Source organism: Bacteroides sp. AM37-9 (genome assembly GCF_003603455.1).
Lineage (GTDB): Bacteria > Bacteroidota > Bacteroidia > Bacteroidales > Bacteroidaceae > Bacteroides > Bacteroides xylanisolvens.
In genome coordinates this window covers 47279-70484 of record NZ_QTNF01000004.1, presented here as the reverse complement: position 1 = coordinate 70484, position 23206 = coordinate 47279, and the positions used below count along the sequence as shown (strand labels likewise).

Annotated in this window: 25 protein-coding genes; 9 read left to right on the top strand and 16 right to left on the bottom strand. The window is 42.5% G+C overall.

Translation table 11 applies throughout. The annotated features are described in order from the left end of the window. Positions 1 to 13: 13 nt before the first annotated feature. Positions 14 to 160, bottom strand: a complete 147-nt coding sequence (locus tag DW862_RS25795; protein WP_008771318.1) for a hypothetical protein — start codon at positions 158 to 160, stop codon at positions 14 to 16. Between the two features lie 50 nt (positions 161 to 210). On the opposite strand from DW862_RS25795, the gene DW862_RS04205 reads away from it, so the two are divergent. Next, a complete protein-coding gene (locus tag DW862_RS04205; protein ID WP_004304415.1) occupies positions 211 to 405 on the top strand; it encodes a DUF4248 domain-containing protein in 195 nt (64 codons plus the stop codon). A gap of 3 nt (positions 406 to 408) precedes the next feature. On the opposite strand, the gene DW862_RS04200 is transcribed toward DW862_RS04205, so the two are convergent. The 5 genes from DW862_RS04200 to DW862_RS04180 form a co-directional block, all read right to left on the bottom strand. After that, on the bottom strand, positions 409 to 2208 hold the full coding sequence (locus DW862_RS04200; RefSeq protein ID WP_004314206.1) for a toprim domain-containing protein: 1800 nt from the start codon (positions 2206 to 2208) through the stop codon (positions 409 to 411). 28 nt (positions 2209 to 2236) lie between these two features. Next, positions 2237 to 3541: a Lin1244/Lin1753 domain-containing protein gene (locus DW862_RS04195; RefSeq protein ID WP_120067331.1), complete on the bottom strand. Its 1305-nt coding sequence runs from the start codon at positions 3539 to 3541 to the stop codon at positions 2237 to 2239. 338 nt (positions 3542 to 3879) lie between these two features. Further along, on the bottom strand, positions 3880 to 4245 hold the full coding sequence (locus DW862_RS04190) for an SH3 beta-barrel fold-containing protein (protein WP_004311392.1): 366 nt from the start codon (positions 4243 to 4245) through the stop codon (positions 3880 to 3882). Positions 4246 to 4552: 307 nt separating this feature from the next. After that, entirely contained in the window at positions 4553 to 4984 is a 432-nt protein-coding gene (locus tag DW862_RS04185; RefSeq protein ID WP_120067330.1) for a hypothetical protein, read from the bottom strand. A 730-nt stretch (positions 4985 to 5714) separates the two neighbouring features. Then, a complete protein-coding gene (locus DW862_RS04180; protein ID WP_004321524.1) occupies positions 5715 to 6122 on the bottom strand; it encodes a hypothetical protein in 408 nt (135 codons plus the stop codon). A gap of 193 nt (positions 6123 to 6315) precedes the next feature. Here DW862_RS04180 and DW862_RS04175 point away from each other — a divergent pair, with 193 nt between their 5' ends. Continuing rightward, positions 6316 to 7530 (top strand): ATP-binding protein, encoded by a 1215-nt coding sequence (locus DW862_RS04175; RefSeq protein ID WP_120067329.1) that lies wholly within the window; start codon positions 6316 to 6318, stop codon positions 7528 to 7530. A 152-nt stretch (positions 7531 to 7682) separates the two neighbouring features. On the opposite strand, the gene DW862_RS04170 is transcribed toward DW862_RS04175, so the two are convergent. Further along, a complete protein-coding gene (locus DW862_RS04170; RefSeq protein WP_004300906.1) occupies positions 7683 to 7937 on the bottom strand; it encodes a type B 50S ribosomal protein L31 in 255 nt (84 codons plus the stop codon). A gap of 433 nt (positions 7938 to 8370) precedes the next feature. On the opposite strand from DW862_RS04170, the gene DW862_RS04165 reads away from it, so the two are divergent. Next, positions 8371 to 9375, top strand: coding sequence for a class II fructose-bisphosphate aldolase (locus tag DW862_RS04165; protein ID WP_009040531.1), 1005 nt, complete (start codon positions 8371 to 8373; stop codon positions 9373 to 9375). An 84-nt stretch (positions 9376 to 9459) separates the two neighbouring features. On the opposite strand, the gene DW862_RS04160 is transcribed toward DW862_RS04165, so the two are convergent. From DW862_RS04160 to DW862_RS04130, 7 genes are all read right to left on the bottom strand, one after another. Then, positions 9460 to 10800, bottom strand: a complete 1341-nt coding sequence (locus tag DW862_RS04160) for a tetratricopeptide repeat protein (protein ID WP_120067328.1) — start codon at positions 10798 to 10800, stop codon at positions 9460 to 9462. A gap of 305 nt (positions 10801 to 11105) precedes the next feature. Continuing rightward, the gene (locus tag DW862_RS04155) at positions 11106 to 12266 is read right to left on the bottom strand and encodes a sodium ion-translocating decarboxylase subunit beta (protein ID WP_117611226.1); all 1161 of its coding nucleotides are present in this window, start codon (positions 12264 to 12266) and stop codon (positions 11106 to 11108) included. A 1-nt stretch (position 12267) separates the two neighbouring features. Then, the gene (locus DW862_RS04150; RefSeq protein WP_004300895.1) at positions 12268 to 12699 is read right to left on the bottom strand and encodes a biotin/lipoyl-containing protein; all 432 of its coding nucleotides are present in this window, start codon (positions 12697 to 12699) and stop codon (positions 12268 to 12270) included. Between the two features lie 24 nt (positions 12700 to 12723). Further along, a complete protein-coding gene (locus tag DW862_RS04145; protein ID WP_004314216.1) occupies positions 12724 to 13644 on the bottom strand; it encodes an OadG family transporter subunit in 921 nt (306 codons plus the stop codon). 31 nt (positions 13645 to 13675) lie between these two features. Continuing rightward, positions 13676 to 15229 carry an acyl-CoA carboxylase subunit beta gene (locus DW862_RS04140; RefSeq protein WP_004300890.1) on the bottom strand — a complete coding sequence of 518 codons (1554 nt, stop codon included), beginning with the start codon at positions 15227 to 15229 and terminating at the stop codon, positions 13676 to 13678. Between the two features lie 28 nt (positions 15230 to 15257). After that, positions 15258 to 15662 carry a methylmalonyl-CoA epimerase gene (gene mce / locus DW862_RS04135; RefSeq protein ID WP_002561104.1) on the bottom strand — a complete coding sequence of 135 codons (405 nt, stop codon included), beginning with the start codon at positions 15660 to 15662 and terminating at the stop codon, positions 15258 to 15260. Positions 15663 to 15837: 175 nt separating this feature from the next. Then, the gene (locus DW862_RS04130) at positions 15838 to 16836 is read right to left on the bottom strand and encodes a GNAT family N-acetyltransferase (protein WP_015533022.1); all 999 of its coding nucleotides are present in this window, start codon (positions 16834 to 16836) and stop codon (positions 15838 to 15840) included. Between the two features lie 150 nt (positions 16837 to 16986). Between DW862_RS04130 and DW862_RS04125 the strand changes: the two genes are divergently transcribed. Continuing rightward, entirely contained in the window at positions 16987 to 17529 is a 543-nt protein-coding gene (locus tag DW862_RS04125; protein WP_004300877.1) for a carbonic anhydrase, read from the top strand. Between the two features lie 89 nt (positions 17530 to 17618). Here the strand turns inward: DW862_RS04125 and DW862_RS04120 are convergent, their stop codons facing one another. Continuing rightward, positions 17619 to 17843: a hypothetical protein gene (locus DW862_RS04120; protein ID WP_008026002.1), complete on the bottom strand. Its 225-nt coding sequence runs from the start codon at positions 17841 to 17843 to the stop codon at positions 17619 to 17621. A 180-nt stretch (positions 17844 to 18023) separates the two neighbouring features. Here DW862_RS04120 and DW862_RS04115 point away from each other — a divergent pair, with 180 nt between their 5' ends. The 5 genes from DW862_RS04115 (at position 18024) to DW862_RS04095 (ending at position 20854) form a co-directional block, all read left to right on the top strand. Then, the gene (locus DW862_RS04115) at positions 18024 to 18560 is read left to right on the top strand and encodes a nitroreductase family protein (RefSeq protein WP_087317818.1); all 537 of its coding nucleotides are present in this window, start codon (positions 18024 to 18026) and stop codon (positions 18558 to 18560) included. A 2-nt stretch (positions 18561 to 18562) separates the two neighbouring features. Next, entirely contained in the window at positions 18563 to 18898 is a 336-nt protein-coding gene (locus DW862_RS04110; RefSeq protein ID WP_004314220.1) for a hypothetical protein, read from the top strand. A gap of 7 nt (positions 18899 to 18905) precedes the next feature. Further along, complete coding sequence (locus DW862_RS04105; RefSeq protein WP_087317770.1) at positions 18906 to 19700, top strand: Rossmann-like and DUF2520 domain-containing protein; 795 nt, start codon at positions 18906 to 18908, stop codon at positions 19698 to 19700. After that, entirely contained in the window at positions 19681 to 20202 is a 522-nt protein-coding gene (locus DW862_RS04100; protein ID WP_008026011.1) for an HAD family hydrolase, read from the top strand. Before DW862_RS04105 ends, DW862_RS04100 begins: the two co-directional genes overlap by 20 nt. A 70-nt stretch (positions 20203 to 20272) precedes the next feature. Beyond that, a complete protein-coding gene (locus tag DW862_RS04095; protein WP_008026013.1) occupies positions 20273 to 20854 on the top strand; it encodes a Maf-like protein in 582 nt (193 codons plus the stop codon). A 143-nt stretch (positions 20855 to 20997) separates the two neighbouring features. On the opposite strand, the gene DW862_RS04090 is transcribed toward DW862_RS04095, so the two are convergent. Then, positions 20998 to 23205: a tetratricopeptide repeat protein gene (locus DW862_RS04090; RefSeq protein WP_182422561.1), complete on the bottom strand. Its 2208-nt coding sequence runs from the start codon at positions 23203 to 23205 to the stop codon at positions 20998 to 21000. Between the last annotated feature and the right edge of the window lies 1 nt (position 23206).

The window sequence follows — 23206 nt, the reverse complement described above, 5'->3', positions numbered from 1 at the left end:
AATAAATAAGATTTTATTGAGTCAGTAAACGAACGTTTTCTGTCTCTTTTACAGTAGCAAAGATACCCCAACCGGCAGGGGAGGAAACATGAAACGGTATCTGCCGGTAAGTGAAGGCAAACGCTTGAATATCTGTGTATTTGCTTGCATTTCTACGCAAAAAACAGTATCTTTACATGACGTAAATAATAAATTAAAAGAAGAAAATCTATGAAGAAAACGGAATTGGCATTACTCTATATGCCGTATGCAAGTGCCGATGTGGCAAGAAGACATTTAAATAAATGCATCCGCCGAAACCGGGAGCTGCTGGAGGCTCTCGAAGCTACCGGCTGGGCGTTTTGGATACATTGGCTCACACCGTTGCAGGTGGAGCTGATTGAGAAGTATTTGGGAGAGCCTTAATCCCTAAATCCATCCCTCTGACGAGAATAAGTCTTTGGCTCCCTTCCACGGTTGCACCTGCATGCCCGGTTCGGGTGGCGGCGTACAAGGGGAATATCTTCCGTTGGTCACATCGTAGCAGAACGCTGCGTTTCCCTTTGTTCCGAAATTACGGAAACGGGTTTTCTCGACGTGTATATACACGATCCCCATTTCATCCTGACGGTCTACCACTATTCCGTAGTCCGTCATGTTGAAAAAGTTGGCCGAGCCGTTGATGTCATACATGGTGGGAACTTCCGTTTTCTGCGTGCCGTATTGCTTGTTCATCTTTCTCGGATGCGCCACCAGAATGACGAGGCAGGAGTTGAGCCGGGCAAAACGTGCCAGACTATTCATGAATGAACCGATATACCCTGTCTCCGTCATGCCTGCCGGGATCTGATGGTTGATGTAATTGTACGGGTCGATGACAAACACACGGATGCCGTGACGGTGTACCAGTTCGCGTGCCTTCGACAAGACGTTGCCCAGTGTGAAATCCCCGTCCGGGAGAATGTGCCAGACGCGTTGCGAAAGATAATCCACTACGCGGGCGAATTCCTCCTCCGTAGAGAAATCTTTGCGGAAACGGTGTCCCAGCAGTTTCTCCGCCAGTTTGGCATGATGATACTCGATTGGCGTGTTCTCCGGACTGAAATATCCCGCTCGCCAATCTTGGCGGGTACAGAGCCGGAGCACTATTTCATCTACAAAGTCCGATTTGCCATGTCCGGGAATACCGGTGACGGTGAGCACCCGCCCCGTTTCCAGCCTCATGATTTCGTCCAGATTCGGTATTCCCAATTCCACGCCCGAGGTATACCCCTCTTCAAACAGTTGGTGCAATCCCTCCCGTAAGTCTTCTGCCGTAAACGTACCTTCCAGGCGGGGGATGGGAGCGTCCTCCAGTGCCTTCAGTAGTGCGTCCGGGCCTTCCGCTACGAGCAGTTCGTTGGCGTCCTTGTATGCTTCGCCGTAGGTGACGATACGGCAGCGGTCTACCCCCAGCCGTCGGGAGAGTTCCCGGCACAGTTCCCGTCCCTTGCGGTCGGTGTCCACCGACAGATAAATCACTTGTTTCTGCTCGAAATGAGATTCCGACAATTCGTCCAGCCAGTCCAGTTGACTGTTGGCACCGTTCGGCACGGAAATGACATCCGTCCGGCCGACAGCCATGTAGGAGAGAGCATCAAATTCTCCTTCCACGAGGATGCACTCCGGCGTGTCGCGGATGGCGTCGATGTTGTAAGGGATGGTGCGCGCTCCTTGTAGCAATTTGAAGTGCTTTTGTGAGTCGCGGAACTTCGTGTTCACCAATTCCCCGTTTTCAAAAAAGTTGAAGCAGAGACAGTCCCTCTTTTCCCAACCTTTCTCCTTTCCGGATATAGGCATCGAGATGGAGGCGAAAGCCACGCCAGCTTCCACCAATACTTCCGGCGGAATGTGGCGGACGTCACGACACCATTCAATTTGCTTTTGTGTGAGTGCCCCTTGCTCTGGGTCGCCGTGCGGCTTTTCAGTGGGCGGACAACTGGAGTTACTACCTGTTGCCGTTGGAAATTTGACCAACGGATCACCCAGCTTTCTGCCTTTTCCGGCATATATGGCTGCCGAACCGTGTGCGCCGCAGTAGTGGCACAAATACAGTTTGGTATCGAGGTTGACACTTAGTGATTTATCACGCTTATCCGTCCGTTGGGCATGACACCAGGGACATTTTGTTTTCATTTTGCCGCTTGTGCGACCGTGGGTATCAATACCCAGTTCTTTGAATCTATCCATATTTAGTAAATGATTGAGAGATAATATGCTATCGTGTCCATTCGTTCGTCACCGGATTCCAGATATGTGCCGCCGAAGGTCGCGGCTTGGCATAAGCGGGGATGGGATGCCCGTCGTAGGTACGTATTCCGTTGGTGATGGTTTCGTAGGGCGAACATTGCTGTTGCTCTTGCCGGTTTTTGAGAAACTTCTTCAGTGCCACCTGCGTTGTGGATGACACATGGCTTCCCTGCCGGGTGAGATTGGCGAAATAGTTTTTTATTTCGTGCAGGCTGTTCATCGAGCTTTCATTCCCCCGTAAGATGATTTGCTCCCGTAAATAGTTGAAGAACCATTCTTTTTCTTCCATCATCAGCCGGGGGATGCCCGACTGAATGGCTACGACTTCATACCAGGACGTGTCGTTCATTGCCTCCTGTAGATTTTCTTCCCATGCGTTGGGGCGCATATCGGGGGTCACAGCGTTCAAGTCCGTCACCTTCAAACCATTTTCTTCTTCTTTTTCTTTTCCGCTTTCTTCAGAAGAAGAATTTTTTTTGTTTATTTCTTTATTTATAATGGGGGATGGATTTTTCTGTATATTTGACGTTTTTTTCATTTCCCGAGTGTTAAAATTTTCTTCATTTCCGTTGGTTTTCAGAGAGTTATTGACGTGCGGTTTCGTGTTGCGCTTTTTTTCATCTTCCATGTTGTCAAGTGCTTCCCTATAGTCGTCTATTGCTTTAGAATGGAGGTTCATTTTCTCATCCAGATAAAAGAGTCCGTAATTGTATAATACGCTTTCCATCAGTTCGTCGCTCACATCATAAAGGTTCTGGATGAAGGAAGCAGTTTGCGGTGCCAGAAAATGTTGTGGCTGTTGATAGAGCTTTTCCATCACAAGCCAATATAGTCCGTAGGCTTTCAGTCCGTCTTGCATAATCATCCGCAGCAGTTCGTTGTCGGTGTATGCCAGTAGGGGGTGCGGGAAATAACTTCTGATGGCAGATTCTTCGCAAAAGTCGGCATAGAGTATATGCGAGTTGTATCCTTTGCCGGGACGCCGGAAATAATGGTGGTAGAGGAGCTCAAGATGTTCGGGTTGGGCATGGAATATATTGGCGATGATTCCCATTGTCTGGATATTGACGCAGCATTTAAGCTGTGCATGAGCTTCTTCGAGCATCACCCAGTATAGTCCGTATATTTCCAGTCCTTGTTCCCGTATCAAAATACTCATGGGTATATTGCTGGAAGAAGAAGTGGGGTGATTGAAGTAACCGTTATGAATCGGTTTTCTCTTTTGTGATGCGTTGTTCGATTGTTTGGTATTTGCTGAATTAGATGTTGTCATAATAAAATATATTAGTTTCTGTTTTAAATTCTATTTTTCTGAAAATGCAGATACGAAGAATCCGGCCACTTCTTTGGAAAGCAGCAAATATCGTACTCATTCTTCATGATGGAATCGGAGTATTCTCTTCGTGTATGTAATCTGTAATATAGGGAATTTTCGGAGCAGGGGAGATTTAATTCCGAAGTTCTGAAAAAGCAATGCTGGAAAAACAGATAACTGCCTCTGTCAAAAAACAAGGAAGCAGCATTGACATGATTTTTTCTCTTACTTGCGGTTGCAAAGTAACTACTTTATTTCGTATATGTCCTACAACTTTCCTAATTTAATCCATGAAATTAATTTTTTTTCACAGAAGAGCCGAATACAATCCCTGCCACTCGACACGTAAGCCATTTTCTACAATGCACGTCATAGTATGGGAGAAACCTGTTGGAGGGGTTTTCGTAGTAGGGGCGGCCGAAATAGTGTTCATATTCTGTCAGTGTCCCTGTAATGGAAAGGCAGGTTCCGTCTGTTCGTTGCAGGCAGAAATCGGCGTTGTCCCATCTCATCCGGTCTATCAGTTCTTCTACTTGGTATGCACGGCGCATAGATTCTCCCAGTGTCAACAGTGTGCCGTAATTCTCTTCCGCATCTTGGCGGATAATAGCTGCCCGACGGGAAACCGTCAGGCAACTGTCATTCTTCATCGTTTTTTTCATACAGATTTCTTTGTGCTGAAATGCTCACATTTCAGTTCTTGTTAGTGGTGTAAATGTAGTGAATTTACTTGACTTTACAAAGGATAAAATTACTTATATAATAGATGATTAGTTAAATAAATGGAATAAAATATTTTGTATTTTTCATTGTCTGAATATAGGCTTTAAAGAGCTTATGGAGGAGTTTAAAGAAAGCTGTGGAGGGAATGGAAATAGGCTGCAAAGGGCAAAGGACGGCCCTCCTTATCCTCTGTGGTGAAAACCGTGCAATAATGTCCCACATGGTAATTGGTACACTGATAATTATTCACCATTGAAACCTTTTGCGCAGCCTTTTTATCCAACTGTCACTACGTATAACGTTGTTATTCTTTCCAATCGCTTTTTTCAAATCCCGGATCCGTTCATTTTGTCTCTTCATTGCTGCCTGTATTTCGTTTATCAACGTCTTTATTTCCTTCTGCAGCTGAATTTCCTTTTCTTTCAATTGAATAATGTGGGCGTATTTCTCGCAGACCATTGTTTTGTCTATGCACAGTTGTTCCAGCGTATCAATATATTCTGCTGTAATGCCGGCTTTACTTCGGCGAAAGAGTTCCAGAATACATTCTTCGTCAACGTTCGGAACATTGTCTATGTATAACATAGGGAATTGTCCCATTTCCACCCAAAGCAGGATCGCTTCTTTTTCGATGTGATACTTAATCACTGCTTTTTCTACACTAATCCATTTTGGCATATCGCTTTTGTTTTAATGTGTTATAAAAAAAGGAGTAAATAACGTATTGTCCGGAGAGGTGCAACGAACACCCACGATTTTTATGATTTCGGTCGGGTGGGGAATTGGTTGGGGTATAAGGATTGTTGAAACCGACCGGATACAATAAAGCGTGAGTGCTGTTGTACCATTATCTAAACTTGAGGCTTAGCAACACCCTTGTAGAAGACAATGATAACAACAGACACCCACGCCAAACGTTTATATATAACACATCTCTAATCGATATGTTGATATACGACCATCTACGTGGAGTATCTGCTGTATCATCTCTCTCTACAAAGAACTGCTAATTTTCAAGTTTGAGAGACAATACGTTATTTACTCCATTAAGGAATAAAAACCGCTTTTGCCTGTTTCATCACGCTGATGGGCAGAAAGCGTATGACAAAGATATATGTTTTTTTCGGAATAGGATGGAAAAGAGGAAATAAATGCAGGAAATATGGTATGAGAATAGAGAGTATGGTATAAAGATGGTAAATATGCTATACGGGTGGCAAATATAATGTGATGATAAAAAGGAGGGAGGCAAAAGTAAAACCATCTATTAGATTGATATTATTTAGGTACGGATTACACGGATTTCACGGTTCCATTAGATAAAACCGCGAAATCCGTGTAATCCGTGCCTAAATGAAAGCCATAAAAGTCTTTTGACCTCGCATTGTCTTTCCGTGCAATTCTTTTTTTAGCTGCGATTTCTTTTGGGCTTTCCGGAGAAGATAGTCAGTTCAAGAATTGCAAAGATGATTTCCGTTGTGGTATATCCGGTAAATGTATATTCCAAATTTTCATTTTCGGAGAAATATTTGAGATAAACGGTTGGAGTGCCATTGTGGAAGTCGAGAAAAAGATAAGAAGTATAATCATAGATGCCAAGATCGGCAAACTCGTTCAGAATCGCTGTGTTGAAAATCGTGCATTGGCCTGTCTTTGATTCATTTCCGGACATTTCGAATCTGCGATGTTCTTTTGCGAGAGCGTCTTTATTCACATGCCTGAATTGTTCTTGCAGCTCTTTACTGAAAGAAAGGCGTTGTCTGATGAAATTAAAAACTTCTTCCTTTGTCATTTGTTTTAAATCGGTTATTTCCATTTTTTATTAATTATTGGGGTAAAGGTACTTTCTTTATTTGGTAATAAATCGGATTCAGTCATATTTCTTTTATTTATTTTTCGGCTTATAACCCTAAAAGAATCTGAATTTATGGATTTATTTAGGGTTATAACCCTAAAAACTTTCCGAAAATAGTATATCTTTGTGCTTATAACCCTAAAAACTTTTGAATATGATTAATCGTGAACAGTATATGGAACAAATCGTTCCTTTTATAGATAAGCCGTTTGTGAAAGTGATAACGGGTATTCGTCGCAGTGGAAAGTCGGTAGTGCTGCGTCTGATTCGTGACGAACTGTTGAGGAGAGGAGTTCGTGAAGAACGTATCATCTATCTGAATTTTGAAAGTTTTCAGTGGATAGATCTGAAAGAGGCGAAGGCTTTGTATACTTATATTCGGGGGCAGGCAGGAGATGCGGGTAAATATTATATTCTCTTGGATGAAATTCAGGAAGTGGACGGTTGGGAAAAAGTGGTCAACTCACTTCTGGTAGATTTGGATACGGATATTTATGTGACCGGCTCCAACTCACGTATGTTATCGTCCGAACTGGCAACTTATTTAACGGGACGGTATGTCGCTTTCCATGTCATGACCTTGTCTTTTAGAGAATATCTGACTTTCCATGACTTGCAGGCCAATGATCCGACACTCAACCGGAAGGAGGAATTTCAGAAATATCTCCGTATGGGAGGATTCCCGGCCATACATACTGCCGATTATGGATATGAGGCTATCTATAAAATTGTCTACGACATCTATTCTTCTGTCATTCTTCGTGACACGGTGCAGCGTCACAATATCCGGAATGTGGAGCTGCTCGAACGGGTAGTGAAGTTTGTTTTCGATAATATAGGCAATAAGCTGAACGCTAAAAATATAGCCGATTACTTCAAAAGTCAGCAACGGAAGGTGGATATGAATACCATCTATAATTATCTGAATGCATTGGAAAGTGCTTTTATCATTCAACGTATTCCCCGATATGATATTAAAGGAAAGGAAATTCTGCAGACGAATGAGAAGTATTTTGTAAGTGACCTTTCTTTGATTTATTCCGTGATGGGCTATCGTGACCGGTTGATTGCAGGTATGTTGGAGAATCTGGTTTGTCTGGAGTTGAAAAGGAGGGGTTATGAAGTGTATGTAGGCAAACAGGATGATAAAGAAGTGGATTTTGTAGCCATCCGTCGGGAAGAAAAGATTTATGTGCAAGTAACGTATCAGTTAGCTTCACAGGCCACTGTTGAGAGGGAGTTTGCTCCTTTGCTCGCCATTAACGACCATTATCCTAAATATGTAGTTAGCATGGACAGCTTGTGGCAGGATAATGTGGAAGGTGTCAGGCATCGTCATATAGCCGATTTCTTGTTGGATGATATTTAACGCTGACAGGCGGGGGCTTTCGGACTGACCTGCTGTTTGTTGTGAGGAGGATAGAAGAGGATGAAAAACGAATGTGGGGCAGGATAGAAAACGAAAAAGAGGAAATTCTCTGCGAGAATCTCCTCTTTTTTCATCTTTCACGAAAGATCGAATTATTTCTTCTTACGGTCACCGTAACGGCTCATGAACTTATCAACACGACCTGCAGTATCTACCAATGTAGATTTACCTGTATAGAACGGGTGAGAAGTGTTTGAGATTTCAATCTTCAGCAACGGATAAGTTTCACCTTCGAATTCGATGGTTTCTTTAGTTGCTACAGTTGATCTAGACAAAAACATGTCACCATTTGACATATCTTTAAATACTACCGGACGGTATGATTCTGGATGAAGGCCTTTTTTCATTTCAGTATCTGTTTTTTTAATTTATATTCTGTTACTATTTTGGTAAGAAATAGTGTAATGGTCATTTTCAGAGCGCAAAGATAATGCTTTTCTGTGAAATAGAAAAAGGTTTTCTAAAATTTCTGATTTCTAATTTATGATTTCTGATTTGCTATGCAGATTTTGGTGATTAAATGGATGAAAAATGAGGTATAAATAAGGTATAAATAAGGAGATATAAATCCGAAGGCATAAATCAGAATTCAGAAATCATAAATCCCAAAGTTTGCAAGGTAGACATTACAATCTAATGTCACACTCGTATTCCTGCTAAATTTTGCAGTCTGATTTAAACCTTTTTCTACTATATTTTTCTTTCCGATGTTCGTTATTCGATGGATAATGCTTACTTTTGCGTAGAATTTTTATTCACTAACAATAAACTTTAAACAAAATGGTAAATTACAAAGATTTAGGATTGGTAAACACAAGAGAAATGTTTGCTAAGGCTATCAAAGGTGGATATGCTATCCCAGCATTCAACTTCAACAATATGGAACAAATGCAGGCTATCATCAAGGCTGCTGTTGAAACTAAATCTCCTGTGATTCTTCAGGTTTCTAAAGGTGCTCGTCAGTATGCTAACGCTACTTTGTTGCGTTACATGGCACAGGGTGCTGTAGAATATGCTAAAGAATTAGGCTGCGCACATCCGGAAATCGTTCTTCACCTTGACCACGGAGATACATTCGAAACTTGCAAATCTTGTATCGATTCAGGTTTCTCTTCAGTAATGATCGATGGTTCTCATCTTCCTTACGAAGAAAACGTAGCATTGACTAAGAAAGTTGTTGAATACGCTCACCAGTTTGACGTAACTGTAGAAGGTGAACTTGGCGTATTGGCTGGTGTAGAAGATGAAGTTTCTTCCGACCATCACACATATACTGACCCTGAAGAAGTAATCGACTTCGCTACTCGCACTGGTTGCGACTCTTTGGCTATCTCAATCGGTACTTCTCACGGTGCTTACAAATTTACTCCGGAACAATGCCACATCGACCCGAAGACTGGCCGTATGGTTCCTCCTCCATTGGCTTTCGAAGTATTGGACGCTGTAATGGAAAAACTTCCGGGATTCCCTATCGTTCTTCACGGATCATCTTCAGTTCCGGAAGAAGAAGTGGAAACTATCAACAAATATGGTGGTGCACTGAAAGCTGCTATCGGCATTCCGGAAGAAGAATTGCGTAAAGCTGCTAAGTCTGCTGTTTGCAAAATCAACATCGACTCTGACTCTCGTCTGGCTATGACTGCTGCTATCCGTAAGACTTTCGCTGAAAAACCAGCTGAATTCGACCCACGTAAGTATCTTGGCCCGGCTCGTGACAACATGGAAAAACTGTACAAGCACAAAATCATCAACGTGCTCGGTTCTGACAACAAATTGGCACAGTAATAATCTCCGGATTATTCCATAAATAAAAGAAAGGCTGCTACCGATAAACCGGTAGCAGCCTTTTAGTTGCTTTATAGTTCTTATCTATTTATCTTTCTTTGGGAGAGGAAGTTGTGGAGAGGAATTTTGAAAGAAGTCTTCTATTTTTTGTTTACTTTGAATATCTTTCAGCCAGTTGGCGGCGGCATTATAATAATTGGATTTTCCTAAAACAAGTTCGCCTCTCTCGTTCATTTCCGCTTCTTCTTTAGTGTCTTTAGGACGTGTTTTTAGGAATGCTTCCAAATAGCGTTCCGCATTTTTCTTATCTTTCAAGTCATAGAAGTATATATAGGCCATGTCATACAATAGTTTGTGGTTTTGTTTGTCATACCGCTGGTAGCGTTCTTTGATGGATGCAATCTGTTCTTTGTACATTTGTGCCATCTTGTAACAGTCGGTCATCCCGATGTAAAGTCGAGTCATACTGCTATCTTTGGGAATGGATAGATCAATGGCTTTTTCCAGATAGTCTACGCCCTCTTTTTTCCAGGAAGTTTTGGAACAGGCGCGACCGAGGTAATAAAGGAGATTGATATTGTTGGGATCATATTTACGGGCGACTTCCAAAAAATCATGAGCTTCGTAGTACTTCTCTGCTGCATAGTAACTGATGCCTAAATAATAACAAGTATGAAAAGAACTGTCTCCTTGGCTGACAAGATATTCATAACGTTGGATGGCAGTGGGGTAGTCTTGTTTCAAGCAGTATGCTAAAGCGTTCTGCCGGTTGACGGAAATGTTGGTACTGTCAATTTGCCGGTATTTTTCTGTAGCTTCGATGGCTTCGTCGAAATAAGAACCGGATATATTTAGAGCGCCTAGTTTGCTGGCAGCCAGATAATCGTCGGGATATTTAGCCTGGATATTGTAATAGCAACCTGCAGCGGGAAGAAGTTCGCCCATTCCTTCAAAGCTTTGAGCTTGTAGATGCAGGACAATGGCAGAACTGTCTTTTTCTGTCATCAGACTACTTTCACCAAGCGCCTCGCTAAACTTCTGTTGGGAGAGAAGCAAACTGATATATTGAATACGTACATATTTGTTTTCCGGATTCAGATCGAGTGCATGTTCATAATATTTCAGGGCTTGATTATAGTTAGCTAATGTCCGGCAACATTCGGCTGCTTCGATGAAAGCACGAGTATTTGTGGTATCATTACGGATAATTTCCTGATAGGTGGCAAGTGCCTCTGTGGTGAGCCCTAGTCCGCGCAATGCTTTGCCTTTCTGCAATAGCAGGGGAGGGGTGGATTTCTTTTGGGCAATGAGGGAAAGGGCAGTCTCATAATCGTAATTTGCCATGGCTTCTTGAATAGGGTCTGTATGTTGCGCTATTAAAGGAATAGTATAGCAAAGAAAGAATAGAATGATAATCCGTTTCATAATATTTTATTTTAGTTGTTTGACTTATCTGTTGCAAGTTACTAAAAATATTATAATTACGAATTGTTCGTAGGCTGTTTTAGATAGATTAACGAAATGATAAGAGAAGATAACACAACGGAATGCGATACGATGCATACGCCATAGCAAATGCAATACTTTTTAGGCGGTAAGTTCTTACAATAAAAAATCACCTTTACTACAATGATGCAGTAAAGGTGATTTTATAAATTCAAGGCTTTTAGGATAATCTTATTTTTTGTTTTAAGAACTGTTCAAATAAGCGTCCCCTCTTGCCTTATATCTTACATCAAGAATCCAAGCAGGATACCGGCAGCAACAGCTGAACCGATCACTCCGGCAACGTTCGGACCCATAGCGTGCATCAGCAAATAGTTGGTCGAATCGTATTCCAAACCAATCACTTGCGAGATACGTGCAGAGTCGGGAACAGCAGAAACACCTGCATTACCGATCAACGGATTGATCTTATTACCCTTCTTCAGGAAGATATTGAAGATCTTAACGAAGATGACACCGGAGGCAGTTGCAATAACAAATGACAATGCACCGAGAGCAAAGATCTTGATAGAGTCGAGCGTCAGGAATTCGGAAGCTTGCGTAGAAGCACCTACTGTCAGACCCAACAGGATAGTGATTGTATCAATCAACGGACCACTGGCTGTATTAGCCAAACGGCGGGTTACACCACTTTCTTTCAACAGGTTACCGAAGAACAGCATACCCAGCAAAGGCAGACCGGAAGGAACCAGAAAACAAGTCAGCAACAAACCGATGATCGGGAAAATCACCTTCTCCGTGTGAGAAACGGCACGCGGCGGTTTCATGCGGATGACACGTTCGTTCTTGGTGGTGAGCAGACGCATGATAGGCGGCTGTATCACCGGAACCAACGCCATATAGGAGTAGGCGGACACCGCAATGGCTCCCATCAGGTTAGGTGCTAGCTTGGAAGAAAGGAAGATGGCCGTCGGACCGTCTGCTCCACCAATGATACCGATAGCACCGGCTTGCATTGGGTCGAAACCCATTTCCAATGCAATCATATATGCACCGAAGATACCGAACTGTGCAGCTGCACCAATCAGCATCAATTTTGGATTAGAGATAAGTGCCGAGAAGTCCGTCATGGCACCGATACCCAAAAAGATGAGTGGCGGATACCAGCCGGAGGTCACTCCCTGATACAATATATTCAATACAGAACCTTCTTCATAAATACCGACTTTCAGCCCGGCATCCATATTAAAAGGTATATTACCGATCAACATACCGAAACCGATAGGAATCAGCAACATTGGTTCGAACTCTTTGGCTATTGCCAAATAGATGAATACCAAGCCAACGAGAATCATGACTACATGCCCTACCGTAGCATTGGCAAAGCCTGTGTATGTCCAGAAGTCGGCCAGGTTATTTCCTAAAAAGTTTATAAAGTCTCCCATATTATTCAATAATTACGAGGTCATTACCTTCAAGAACAGAGTCTCCCTTGTTGACGTTGATGGCAGTAATCTTACCGTCCTTATCCGCATTGATATTGTTTTCCATCTTCATGGCTTCCAATATGATAATGGTCTGTCCTTTCTTTACAGTATCGCCTACATTCACTTTGATGTCGAGGATCACACCCGGCAGCGGAGATTTTACTCCTGATTTTCCGGTAGATGGAGCGGTCGGTTTCACTACTTGAGTAGGAGCAGCAGGAGCATTAGGCATCGGGCGTACTGTCACGGGTTTCGCAACAGGCTTCGGCTGTTTCTCCATTTCTACTTTATAGTGTGTACCGTTCACTTCTACATGAGCGATGTTGTCTTCAATATCTCCGATGGTTACTTTATATGAGTTACCGTTGATTTTATATTTATATTCTTTCATCGTTTTTACTTTTTAAAAGGTGACTTACTTTCTGGGAGGAGTTTCACGCAAAGTGTAAATCTTCGAACTCCATGGTGAGTAGCTGCGTTTTACGCGGGTGATGGTCAGTACCGTTTCTTCTACGTCGTGCACCTCATCCTGCATTTCGTGTAATGCCATAGAAATAGCAGCGTATACTTCGCCCGGAGCCTGTGACAGTTCCTTAGCTTCATGCTTGTCAATGCCTTTAGATTTCATAGCGTTACGCTTGCTCAAATTAACAGCTACTTTTCCTACAATCTTAAAAGCAATAAAGAGAAGAATCAATCCGCAGAATACTACGCTCATGGCAGAAATGGACATTCCAACGCCATCAGCATCGTGTTCTTCAAACTTTTCCATCTTGGAATTGCTGTCAAGAGTCTTGTTGTTGGTGCTCGGAGTCACGTATTTGTCACCGCTTCCACTTTTTACTTCCCATTCAGCTGCCCCGTCGCTTACACGAGCGTATGATTGGTTGGGACCGAGCGCGCCTGCGGGCACTACAATCTGGTCGAGCAACTTTTTGCCGGAGTCGAACAGACCAACCCAATTAGCTGTTTCTGGATTCAGCTTGAAGCTGGTATGGAAAGTACCACGGTTAGGTTCGCCATCTGCCCAGAATAGTGCATGTTGGCGTGGTTTCACTAAAGTAAGTATATCACCTTTCGGGATAAAATAAGTAACTGTATCGCCCGGTTGGCTACTTACTTTCAGCAAGCAAGCTGCCAGGTCGGCGCTACCGAATGATTTATTGAATATTTCAATCCATGCGCTGTGCAATCCGTAATCGTCCTGAAAATTACTCTGATTGTCTATCAGGATTTCGTTTAGCACCAGCTTATTGTTCGACTTTTGCTCTCCACAAGAAGTCAAACCAATCAGCAACAGCAAAGAAAGGAATATTCCGATTTTGGTTTTGTTCATAATCGTTCTTGTTTTAATGTGAAAAGTAGGATTACAACGGAATATTACCATGCTTCTTAGCCGGATTACTCAATTTCTTGGTCTGCAACTGCTGCAAAGCTCGGATAACACGGAAACGTGTGTTGCGCGGTTCAATCACATCGTCGATGTAGCCATATTTAGCTGCATTGTAAGGATTGGCGAACAGTTTCGTGTATTCTGCTTCTTTCTCTGCAAGGAATTGAGCAGGGTTTTCCTGATCTTTGGCTTCGCGTGCGTACAATACTTCTACTGCTCCTGCACCACCCATTACTGCGATTTCGGCAGTAGGCCATGCGTAGTTCATGTCACCGCGAAGTTGCTTACAGCTCATCACGATGTGAGAACCACCGTAAGATTTACGCAATGTAATAGTAACCTTAGGCACAGTAGCTTCACCGTAAGCATACAACAGTTTAGCACCATGAAGGATAACGCCATTGTATTCCTGACCTGTTCCCGGAAGGAATCCCGGTACGTCTACCAACGATACGATAGGAATATTGAATGCATCGCAGAAACGAACGAAACGTGCGCCTTTACGAGATGCGTTGCTGTCGAGCACACCAGCCAGATACTTAGGCTGATTAGCAACGATACCTACCGATTGGCCGTTGAAGCGGGCGAAACCGATGATGATATTCTTTGCATAATCTTTCTGGATTTCAAGGAATTCACCGTTGTCCACAATAGCGCCGATCACTTCGTACATGTCATACGGTTTAGTAGGGCTGTCGGGGATAATATCGTTCAAAGAATCTTCCAGACGGTCGATTGGGTCTGTGCAATCTACATAAGGAGCTTCTTCGAGGTTGTTTTGAGGAATATAGCTCAACAGTTTGCGAATCAGTTCGAAACCTTCTTCTTCTGTTTGGGCGGTGAAATGAGTCACACCCGATTTAGTGGAGTGAACGCTTGCGCCACCGAGGTTTTCCTGGCTAACGTCTTCACCTGTAACGGTCTTCACCACTTTCGGTCCGGTGAGGAACATATAAGAAGTGCCTTCCATCATCAGTGTAAAGTCGGTCAGAGCCGGAGAATAAACAGCACCACCGGCACAAGGACCGAAGATACCGGAAATCTGCGGAATAACACCTGAAGCAAGGATGTTGCGTTGGAAGATTTCTGCATAACCTGCCAAAGCGTTGATACCTTCCTGGATACGTGCACCACCCGAGTCGTTGATACCGATACAAGGAGCACCCATCTTCATGGCCTGATCCATAATTTTACAAATCTTCAATGACATTGTTTCTGACAGTGAACCGGCAGAAACAGTGAAGTCCTGTGCGAACACATATACCAGACGTCCTTCGATTGTACCGCAGCCGGTTACTACACCGTCTCCCGGATAATGTTTTTTCTCCATTCCGAAGTTCGTGCATCTGTGCTCAACGAACATGTCCATTTCTTCGAAGCTACCCTCGTCAAGCAGCATAGCCAAACGCTCGCGTGCTGTGTATTTCCCTTTTTCATGTTGCTTCGCAATTGCTTTTTCGCCGCCTCCGATACGTGCTACGGCACGGCGTTCAATAAGCTCTTTAATTTTTTCAAGTTGATTACTCATGAGTTCTTGTTAGTTTTAGAGTTTATGATTAATGTTCGCAGAGTTCTGTTAACACACCCAAAGTTGATTTCGGGTGAAGGAAAGCGATATTCAAACCTTCAGCACCTTTGCGGGGAGCTTTGTCGATAAGGCGGATTTCTTTGCTTTCTGCTTCTGCCAAAGCATTGGCTACGCCATCTTCTACAGCAAAGGCTACATGATGAACACCTGCACCTTTGTTTTCAATGAATTTGGCAATAGTACTCTCCGGGCAAGTCGGCTCCAACAGTTCAATTTTGGTTTCGCCTACTTTTAAAAAAGCAGTTCTTACTTTCTGATCTTCCACTGTTTCAATGTTGTAACACTTCAGACCTAATACATTTTCGTAGTAAGGAAGGGCTTCTTCGATGCTTTTTACAGCAATGCCCAGATGTTCAATGTGTGAAATCTTCATAACTATACTTTTTTTATTTGGTTTTAATCATGTGCTTATATGGCATAAAACAGCACAAAGAAAGACATTTCTTACCTAATAAAGAAATATTTCTGCATTTAATTATTGGATTATTAAACAGAAAAAATGGTAGGGAAGGAGTATGAAGAGTTGTTTTGTAATCTTGAGATTACATTTAGACATAAAATTTGACTAAGAGTTTGTTCAGCCAATTCCAATTGACACGGAACCAGCGGCGGGTACTGCTCTGCTTTCCTCCGAATCGGAGAACGAAATCACGATAACCGTGTTTGCGGAACGGAAGTCCTACATCCATAAATTCCATGTGACGGAATCCCCGTTGGCGGGCGTCTTCCAATGCCTTCCAAACGGCCAGCACTCCCGGATACTGAAGTGCGTATGTCTTTTTCATTCCTCCGGAAAACCAAAGGTACGCGTCATCTCCCGAGTAGATACAGACGGAACCGCCAATGATTTTCTCTTTGTATTTTACTACGAATATTTTTGCCTGCTGTCCTTTGATTAGCATATCGTTCATGTGACGGAAAAAGTCGTTGGCAGGGAAATATCTGCGTATGCGGGAGGAATAAACCTTGTGCAGCATCCGTGAGAAATCGTGTATTTCTTCCACGGTATGTGCCTCCTCTACTTTGGCTCCATTCTTGAGTCCTTTTTTTATCTGACGGATGCGTGACGGGCTGAATCGGTCTTCCGTCTTTTTCATACTGTGCAGCGAATTGCGTACCCGCAGCCAATTGACAGGGAAATAATCATTGGCACGGAAAACCCGGTAACCGAACATTGAATTGTTTAGGTTCCGGAATTCGATCAGGACACAGCTACGCGATGCTTCTTGTGTGAGATGTTCGAGCATATCGCCAAAGATTTCTTCTGCCTTTTCTTTGTTGGTCGAAAGCGACTCATCCAGAAATTCACCTTCGCTATATACTACGCAATGTTTTACTAAAGAGGAGGGAAGCCACTTTTTCGCTTTGCGGATGGCGGCAAGCAGGCGTGCCACAGGTCTGCCGTCTTCTGTTGCTACTATTAATAAAGGAGTATAGCCCGGAGTCGCTTCATAAATCTGAAATAACTCTTTGGAATGGAAGGCGTTTTTTCCCGGCAATTCAGGAATGTCCTTCCCATGATAATATGTGGTTAGTTTAAGTGGCATCTAGGTACAAATTTACACTTTTTATTCTTTATTCAACAACAAAACAGAGATTTTGTTGGAACTGCCTGATATATATAGTTGTAAAAAATGCACCTTTATATATTTTTTCTATCTTTGTGTAATCGAACAGAACTTTTAAAAAGCGGAACTATGTTAGAAGAAATTTTAGCTTACAACAAGCAATTTGTTGAGAACAAGGGATACGAATCGTATATTACCAATAAATATCCCGATAAGAAAATAGCTATTCTTTCCTGTATGGACACCCGACTGACTGCTTTGCTTCCAGCCGCATTAGGAATTAAGAATGGCGATGTGAAAATGATAAAAAATGCAGGTGGCGTTATTTCCCATCCTTTCGGTAGCGTGATACGTAGTTTACTTGTGGCTATTTTTGAGTTGGGGGTAGAGGAAATAATGGTGATTGCTCATTCTGACTGTGGAGCTTGCCACATGCACAGTGAAGTAATGCTCGAAAAAATGAAAGCACGCGGAATCAATCCGGATTATATTGATATGATGCGTTTCTGCGGAGTTGACTTTCATTCGTGGCTGGATGGCTTCGAAGATACGGAAAAGTCGGTGAGAGGAACGGTAGATTTTATCGTGCGTCATCCTTTGATCCCTTCAGATGTGACAGTCTACGGGTTTATTATTGATTCTACGACCGGGGAATTAACTCGGATTGTATAGATAATTAGATAGATTAGGTAAATAGATAAACTTCTTTTTTAATCCTCTAAATATAGTGGCGCTATCCTATCATGATAGTGACGCCATTCCTATTGTATAGTGTCGCTATGTCTGGAGGATAGTGACGCTATTTTGAAGACAAAAAAATAAGGCAGCTTTTTATCGGCTGCCTTTATCTTTCTGCGGTTATATACTTTCTTTGACTGGTGCACTCGTTTGTGACAAATAGGGTGCCCGTACATCTCAATTTCTGCCTCACGGCTAGCTTTACGATTCGCTTTAATGTAATCGTCTTGTGTAATTCGCTTTTTCATAATGAAATTATTTATCTGTGCAAAGATACAATATATTCTTCATTTAGTGGAGTATTTGGCACTCTTTTCATGTCATAGATTCCCTTCTGACAATAGAAATGAAAAAGATACTTTTATTTCCTATTACGCTCGGTTTGCATTATCTTTGCATACATTAATCAAATGAAACCGGAAAATAATATGGAAAATTTCAGTGAATTAATAAAGAACCGTCGTAGTATGCGGAAGTTCACCGATGAAGAGTTGACACAAGATCAGGTCGTTACGTTGATGAAAGCAGCTTTGATGTCTCCCTCTTCCAAACGTAGTAATAGTTGGCAGTTTGTAGTGATTGATGATAAAGAGGTATTGAAAGAATTGTCTCATTGCAAGGAACAAGCTTCTTCGTTCATTGCCGACGCAGCTTTAGCTATTGTGGTAATGGCCGATCCGTTGGCTAGTGATGTTTGGATTGAAGATGCTGCTATTGCTTCTATCATGATACAGTTGCAGGCCGAAGATCTCGGCTTGGGAAGCTGCTGGGTGCAGGTCCGCGAACGTTTCACTGCTACCGGAATGCCTTCCGATGAATTTGTCCATGGAATCCTGGGTATTCCTCTGCAACTTCAAATTCTTTCCGTTATTGCTATCGGACATAAAGGGATGGAACGTAAACCTTTCAACGAAGAACATCTTCAATGGGAGAAAATTCATATTAATAAATTCGGAGGAAAATAAATATGGGAGCTGCTAAAGCGAGTAACAGCAAAGATACTTATTTGGCTACTGCTGTTACCTTTATCGTTATCGGAGCACTTTATCTGATTGATAAACTGATTCATTTCTCTACTATTGGACTACCCTGGGTGATGAATAAGGACAATATGTTATTATATGCTTCGATCTGTTTTCTTATTTTTAAACGCGACAAATCAATTGGTTTTGTTTTGCTTGGTCTTTGGCTGGTGATGAATATCAGTTTGGTAATATCATTGCTGGGTTCGTTATCCGGGTATCTGCTGCCATTGACTTTGCTCATTGTCGGCATCATTTTATTCTGGTTTGCAAAACGGTAAGGAAATAATGAAGAGAAGTATAGAAGATACACCGATTGTGTTTATTGGCGCAGGTAATCTGGCTACTAATCTGGCGAAGGCTCTCTATCATAAAGGCTTCCGTATTGTGCAGGTATATAGCCGGACCATGGAATCTGCCCGTACTTTAGCCGAGAAAGTTGAAGCTGAATATACTACAGATTTACAGGAAGTCTCCAAAGATGCCAAATTGTATATTGTATCTTTGAAAGATGCCGCTTTAGTAGATTTGTTGCCGCAGATAACAGAAGGGAAACAGAATTCTTTGTTGGTGCATACCGCGGGAAGTATCCCGATGAGTATTTGGGAAGGGTATGCAGAACGGTATGGAGTATTTTATCCGATGCAGACATTCAGCAAACAACGTGAAGTCAATTTTCAGGAAGTGCCTTTCTTTGTTGAAGCGAAACGACCGGAAGATGTAGAGCTCTTGAAAGCTGTTGCCGCCACTCTTTCGGAGAAAGTTTACGAAGCTTCTTCCGAGCAGCGTAAAAGCCTCCATTTGGCTGCTGTTTTTATCTGCAATTTCACAAATCACATGTATGCATTAGCTGCTGATTTGCTTGAAAAATACAACTTGCCTTTCGATGTCATGCTTCCGCTGATAGATGAAACGGCACGTAAAGTACACGAACTGGCACCGCGTGATGCACAGACCGGACCCGCTGTCCGTTACGATGAGAATGTGATGAACAATCATCTTGCCATGTTGGTAGATTCTCCGGCATTGCAGGAAATATATAAACTAATGAGCAAAAGTATCCATGAGCACCATCAACTATGATTTATCCCGTATCAAGGCTTTAGCTTTTGACGTAGACGGAGTATTGAGTTCGACAACCGTACCTTTGCATCCTTCCGGAGAGCCGATGCGTACTGTGAATATCAAAGATGGGTACGCTATCCAGTTGGCTGTGAAAAAAGGACTTCACATAGCCATCATCACCGGTGGCCGTACAGAAGCAGTGCGTATCCGTTTTGAAGGACTGGGAGTGAAGGATCTGTATATGGGATCCGCCGTCAAGATACACGACTATCGTGATTTTCGTGATAAATACGGACTGACCGATGATGAAATTCTCTATATGGGCGATGATGTTCCGGATATTGAAGTGATGCGTGAATGTGGACTTCCATGTTGTCCGAAAGATGCCGTGCCGGAAGTGAAATCCGTAGCAAAGTATATCTCTTATGCAGACGGCGGACGTGGTTGCGGACGTGATGTAGTGGAGCAAGTACTGAAAGCTCATGGTCTGTGGATGGCAGAAGATGCTTTCGGCTGGTGAAATCAACTGGTGACATCAATAAAAAGTATTTTCAACCATAAACCATAAATTATAAATCATAAATCGAATCATGCTTGATAATTTAAAGAAATATCAGATTATACTAGCCTCCAATTCTCCCCGTCGGAAAGAATTGATGTCAGGCTTGGGAGTGGACTATGTAGTCAGAACATTGCCGGATGTAGACGAGTCATATCCGGATACATTGGTTGGTGCTGAAATACCCGAATATATTGCTCGTGAAAAGGCAGATGCCTACCGTACCATGATGCAGCCGGGAGAATTATTGATTACAGCAGATACCATCGTCTGGCTGGATGGAAAAGTACTTGGAAAACCGGAGGGCAGGGAAGGAGCCATTGAAATGCTTCGTGCTCTTTCGGGAAAGTCTCATCAGGTTTTCACAGGTGTTTGCCTGACTACTACCGAATGGCAAAAAAGCTTTACCGCTTCCTCTGAAGTATTGTTTGATGTCTTGTCAGAAGATGAAATCCAGTATTATGTCGACCGCTATCAGCCGATGGATAAGGCAGGAGCGTATGGCGTTCAGGAATGGATCGGGTATATCGGTGTGAAATCAATTTCAGGTAGCTTCTATAATATTATGGGACTTCCCATACAGAAGTTGTATGGAGAGTTGAAAAAGTTATAGTAAGGATTCTGAATCTATCTGAATATTTCTACTTAATCCAATAATATGAAAAGGCTGCCTCAAAATAGAAAATGAGGCAGCCTTTTTCTGTATTCTTAAGCAGGGATATTTACTGAATATCCCGAATTGAAAGATGCAGGAGACTATAATAAATCCAACATCAGAGGAATGTCCTCTTCTCGAATCCCTTGTGTGAGAAGAGATTCTTCATCTTTGTGGAACATCTCCAAGAATCTTTCCCGGTTCCCACTAGCTGTAATGGCTTTTCCGTAGAAAACGGCAGCTTTCTGAATATCTCCCATTACCCAGGCCACATGCCCTGCGTTCATATAATCAATAGCCAGCGGCTTTTGTTTAATAATCTTTTCATAATATTTCATCGCCTGTTCATATTTCTGACTGATGAACGAGCACCAACCGATGCCGCGCCACGCCTTTATACAATTGTTCTCGATGAAATCCAACTTGAAGAAATAATTCAGAGCTTCCTCATATTGTCCCAGTTCAGCTAGGCAACTACCGATATAGAAAGTCACATTGGTATCTTCCGGAGCAGCTTCTTCTACCTTTTTATAATAAGTGAGTGCAGCCTGATAGTTTCTGTTTAACCGGTAACAAATAGCCAGGTGGCGATTGTTCCAAATATTATCCGGCTTCAGCGTGTCTGCTTTCAGATAAGCCTGAATAGCTTCTGCATATTTCTTTCTTTTCTGTAATGCATAGCCAAACTTCTGATAATATTCTGCACTTTCTCCTTCGAATCCTCCAATAGACTCCAGTTCTTCATAAATTTCAATAGCCTCGTCCCAACGTTCCTTTGCCAGATAAAAATCGGCAATGGGGAATAATACATCTTCCCAATACAAGATATTGTCGAGTGCAGGAACGTGATGAAGGTCGAGTTTCTCTTTAAAAATATCTCTGAACTCACTCTTGCGTACACTAAGTTTGAAGAAACGGTACAAGTCGTGCAGGTATTGGTTACTGACCGTTCCCGGACGTTCATTGAACCTCTTCATTGTTTCAACATTCGATTTCTCTGCCAATTCTGCCACCTGCTGTTCGTTCAACTGACTCAACATCATATCTTGTTGCGACTGTGGCAATTGATGAATCGTGAAAAAGAGCGAGTACTTATCGCTGTTGCTGAAAAATCCCGATTGAAGAATTAAATCCAGTAAACTACTGCCTTGATTTCCCGCTTGTTTCATTGCTCTGAGTACATTGGACTGTTGTTTGCTGAATGGATAAAACCAGTTATGCACCTCGCGGAAGAATGGATAATTTTTCAATGCGGCAAAAGTGCTCATATACACATCTGCGCCCTCTAATTGCAATTCGTTCATTTCACGCAATTTATCTCCCAGGCCGGACTTCTCGAACGCATCTTCCCAATCCGGGTTCATATCATTGTTTTCTTCATCGTTTTCTTCAAAACCGAACCGCATATTTTTCATGGAGGAAACATTCTTCAGCATTTCAGGAATAATCTCTTCCCTCATCTTTTTATCAATCTTTTCCGTTTCCTGACACAATAGCATTTGGCGGTAAATACGTGCGACGTCTTCTCTGAATGAAGGTATTTCCTCCATGAGATCTACCCTTTTGATAAGTTCCGGATAAAAAGAAAGACGGCTTCTGTAGATGTGGAAGATAATCATTGTACCTACCAATGCCCGTTGGCTGACGTTGACGTTAGGGTGTTCGTAAGCATTGAGCAGCCACATTATTTTTCGTAAGTCGAAACATTCCATCAAGCTCAATGTGAGGGCACTGACAAATAAGCATAAGTCATCTCCCGGAAGTAATTCCGAGGCAAGCATAGCTTTTGCGTCTTCCTCGTCCTCGGGAGTCCATGCACTGTTTGTCCATGTTCTTATAAACATAAACTTGAGCGTATCTTCATGCCGTCTTAATACTTCATCCATCTTTTCGTCAGACAGTAATCCGCTGACTGCCAAGTCGTCATTAAATGACTCCAATATGTGTAATATTGTTTTGATACCATAGTTCGACAAGTCCGCCGATCTGGGAGTGCGGCGTACCTCATGATAATATCTTGATGAAGCGTTGTCCAACATGAGCAAACGTGATTGGTCGGCAATTCCCCAGGTGTCTGCTACCATTTTTTGATACAGATTCCACCGGTCAGGGTCGTTTGCTCCCTGTTTCATGTATTCCAGCATATATTTGTAAGAGGTCTGCAATTGTTCCAGGCGAGTGCGCAAATCCCAGTCAGGACACTGCCACAGCAAAGATTCCAACTGCATTAAGGCTTCTTTGAGTCTTTTCTCTTCAAGTAAAGTACGTATATATGCGTATTGTTCATTAATCGTTTTTTCGTTCATCATT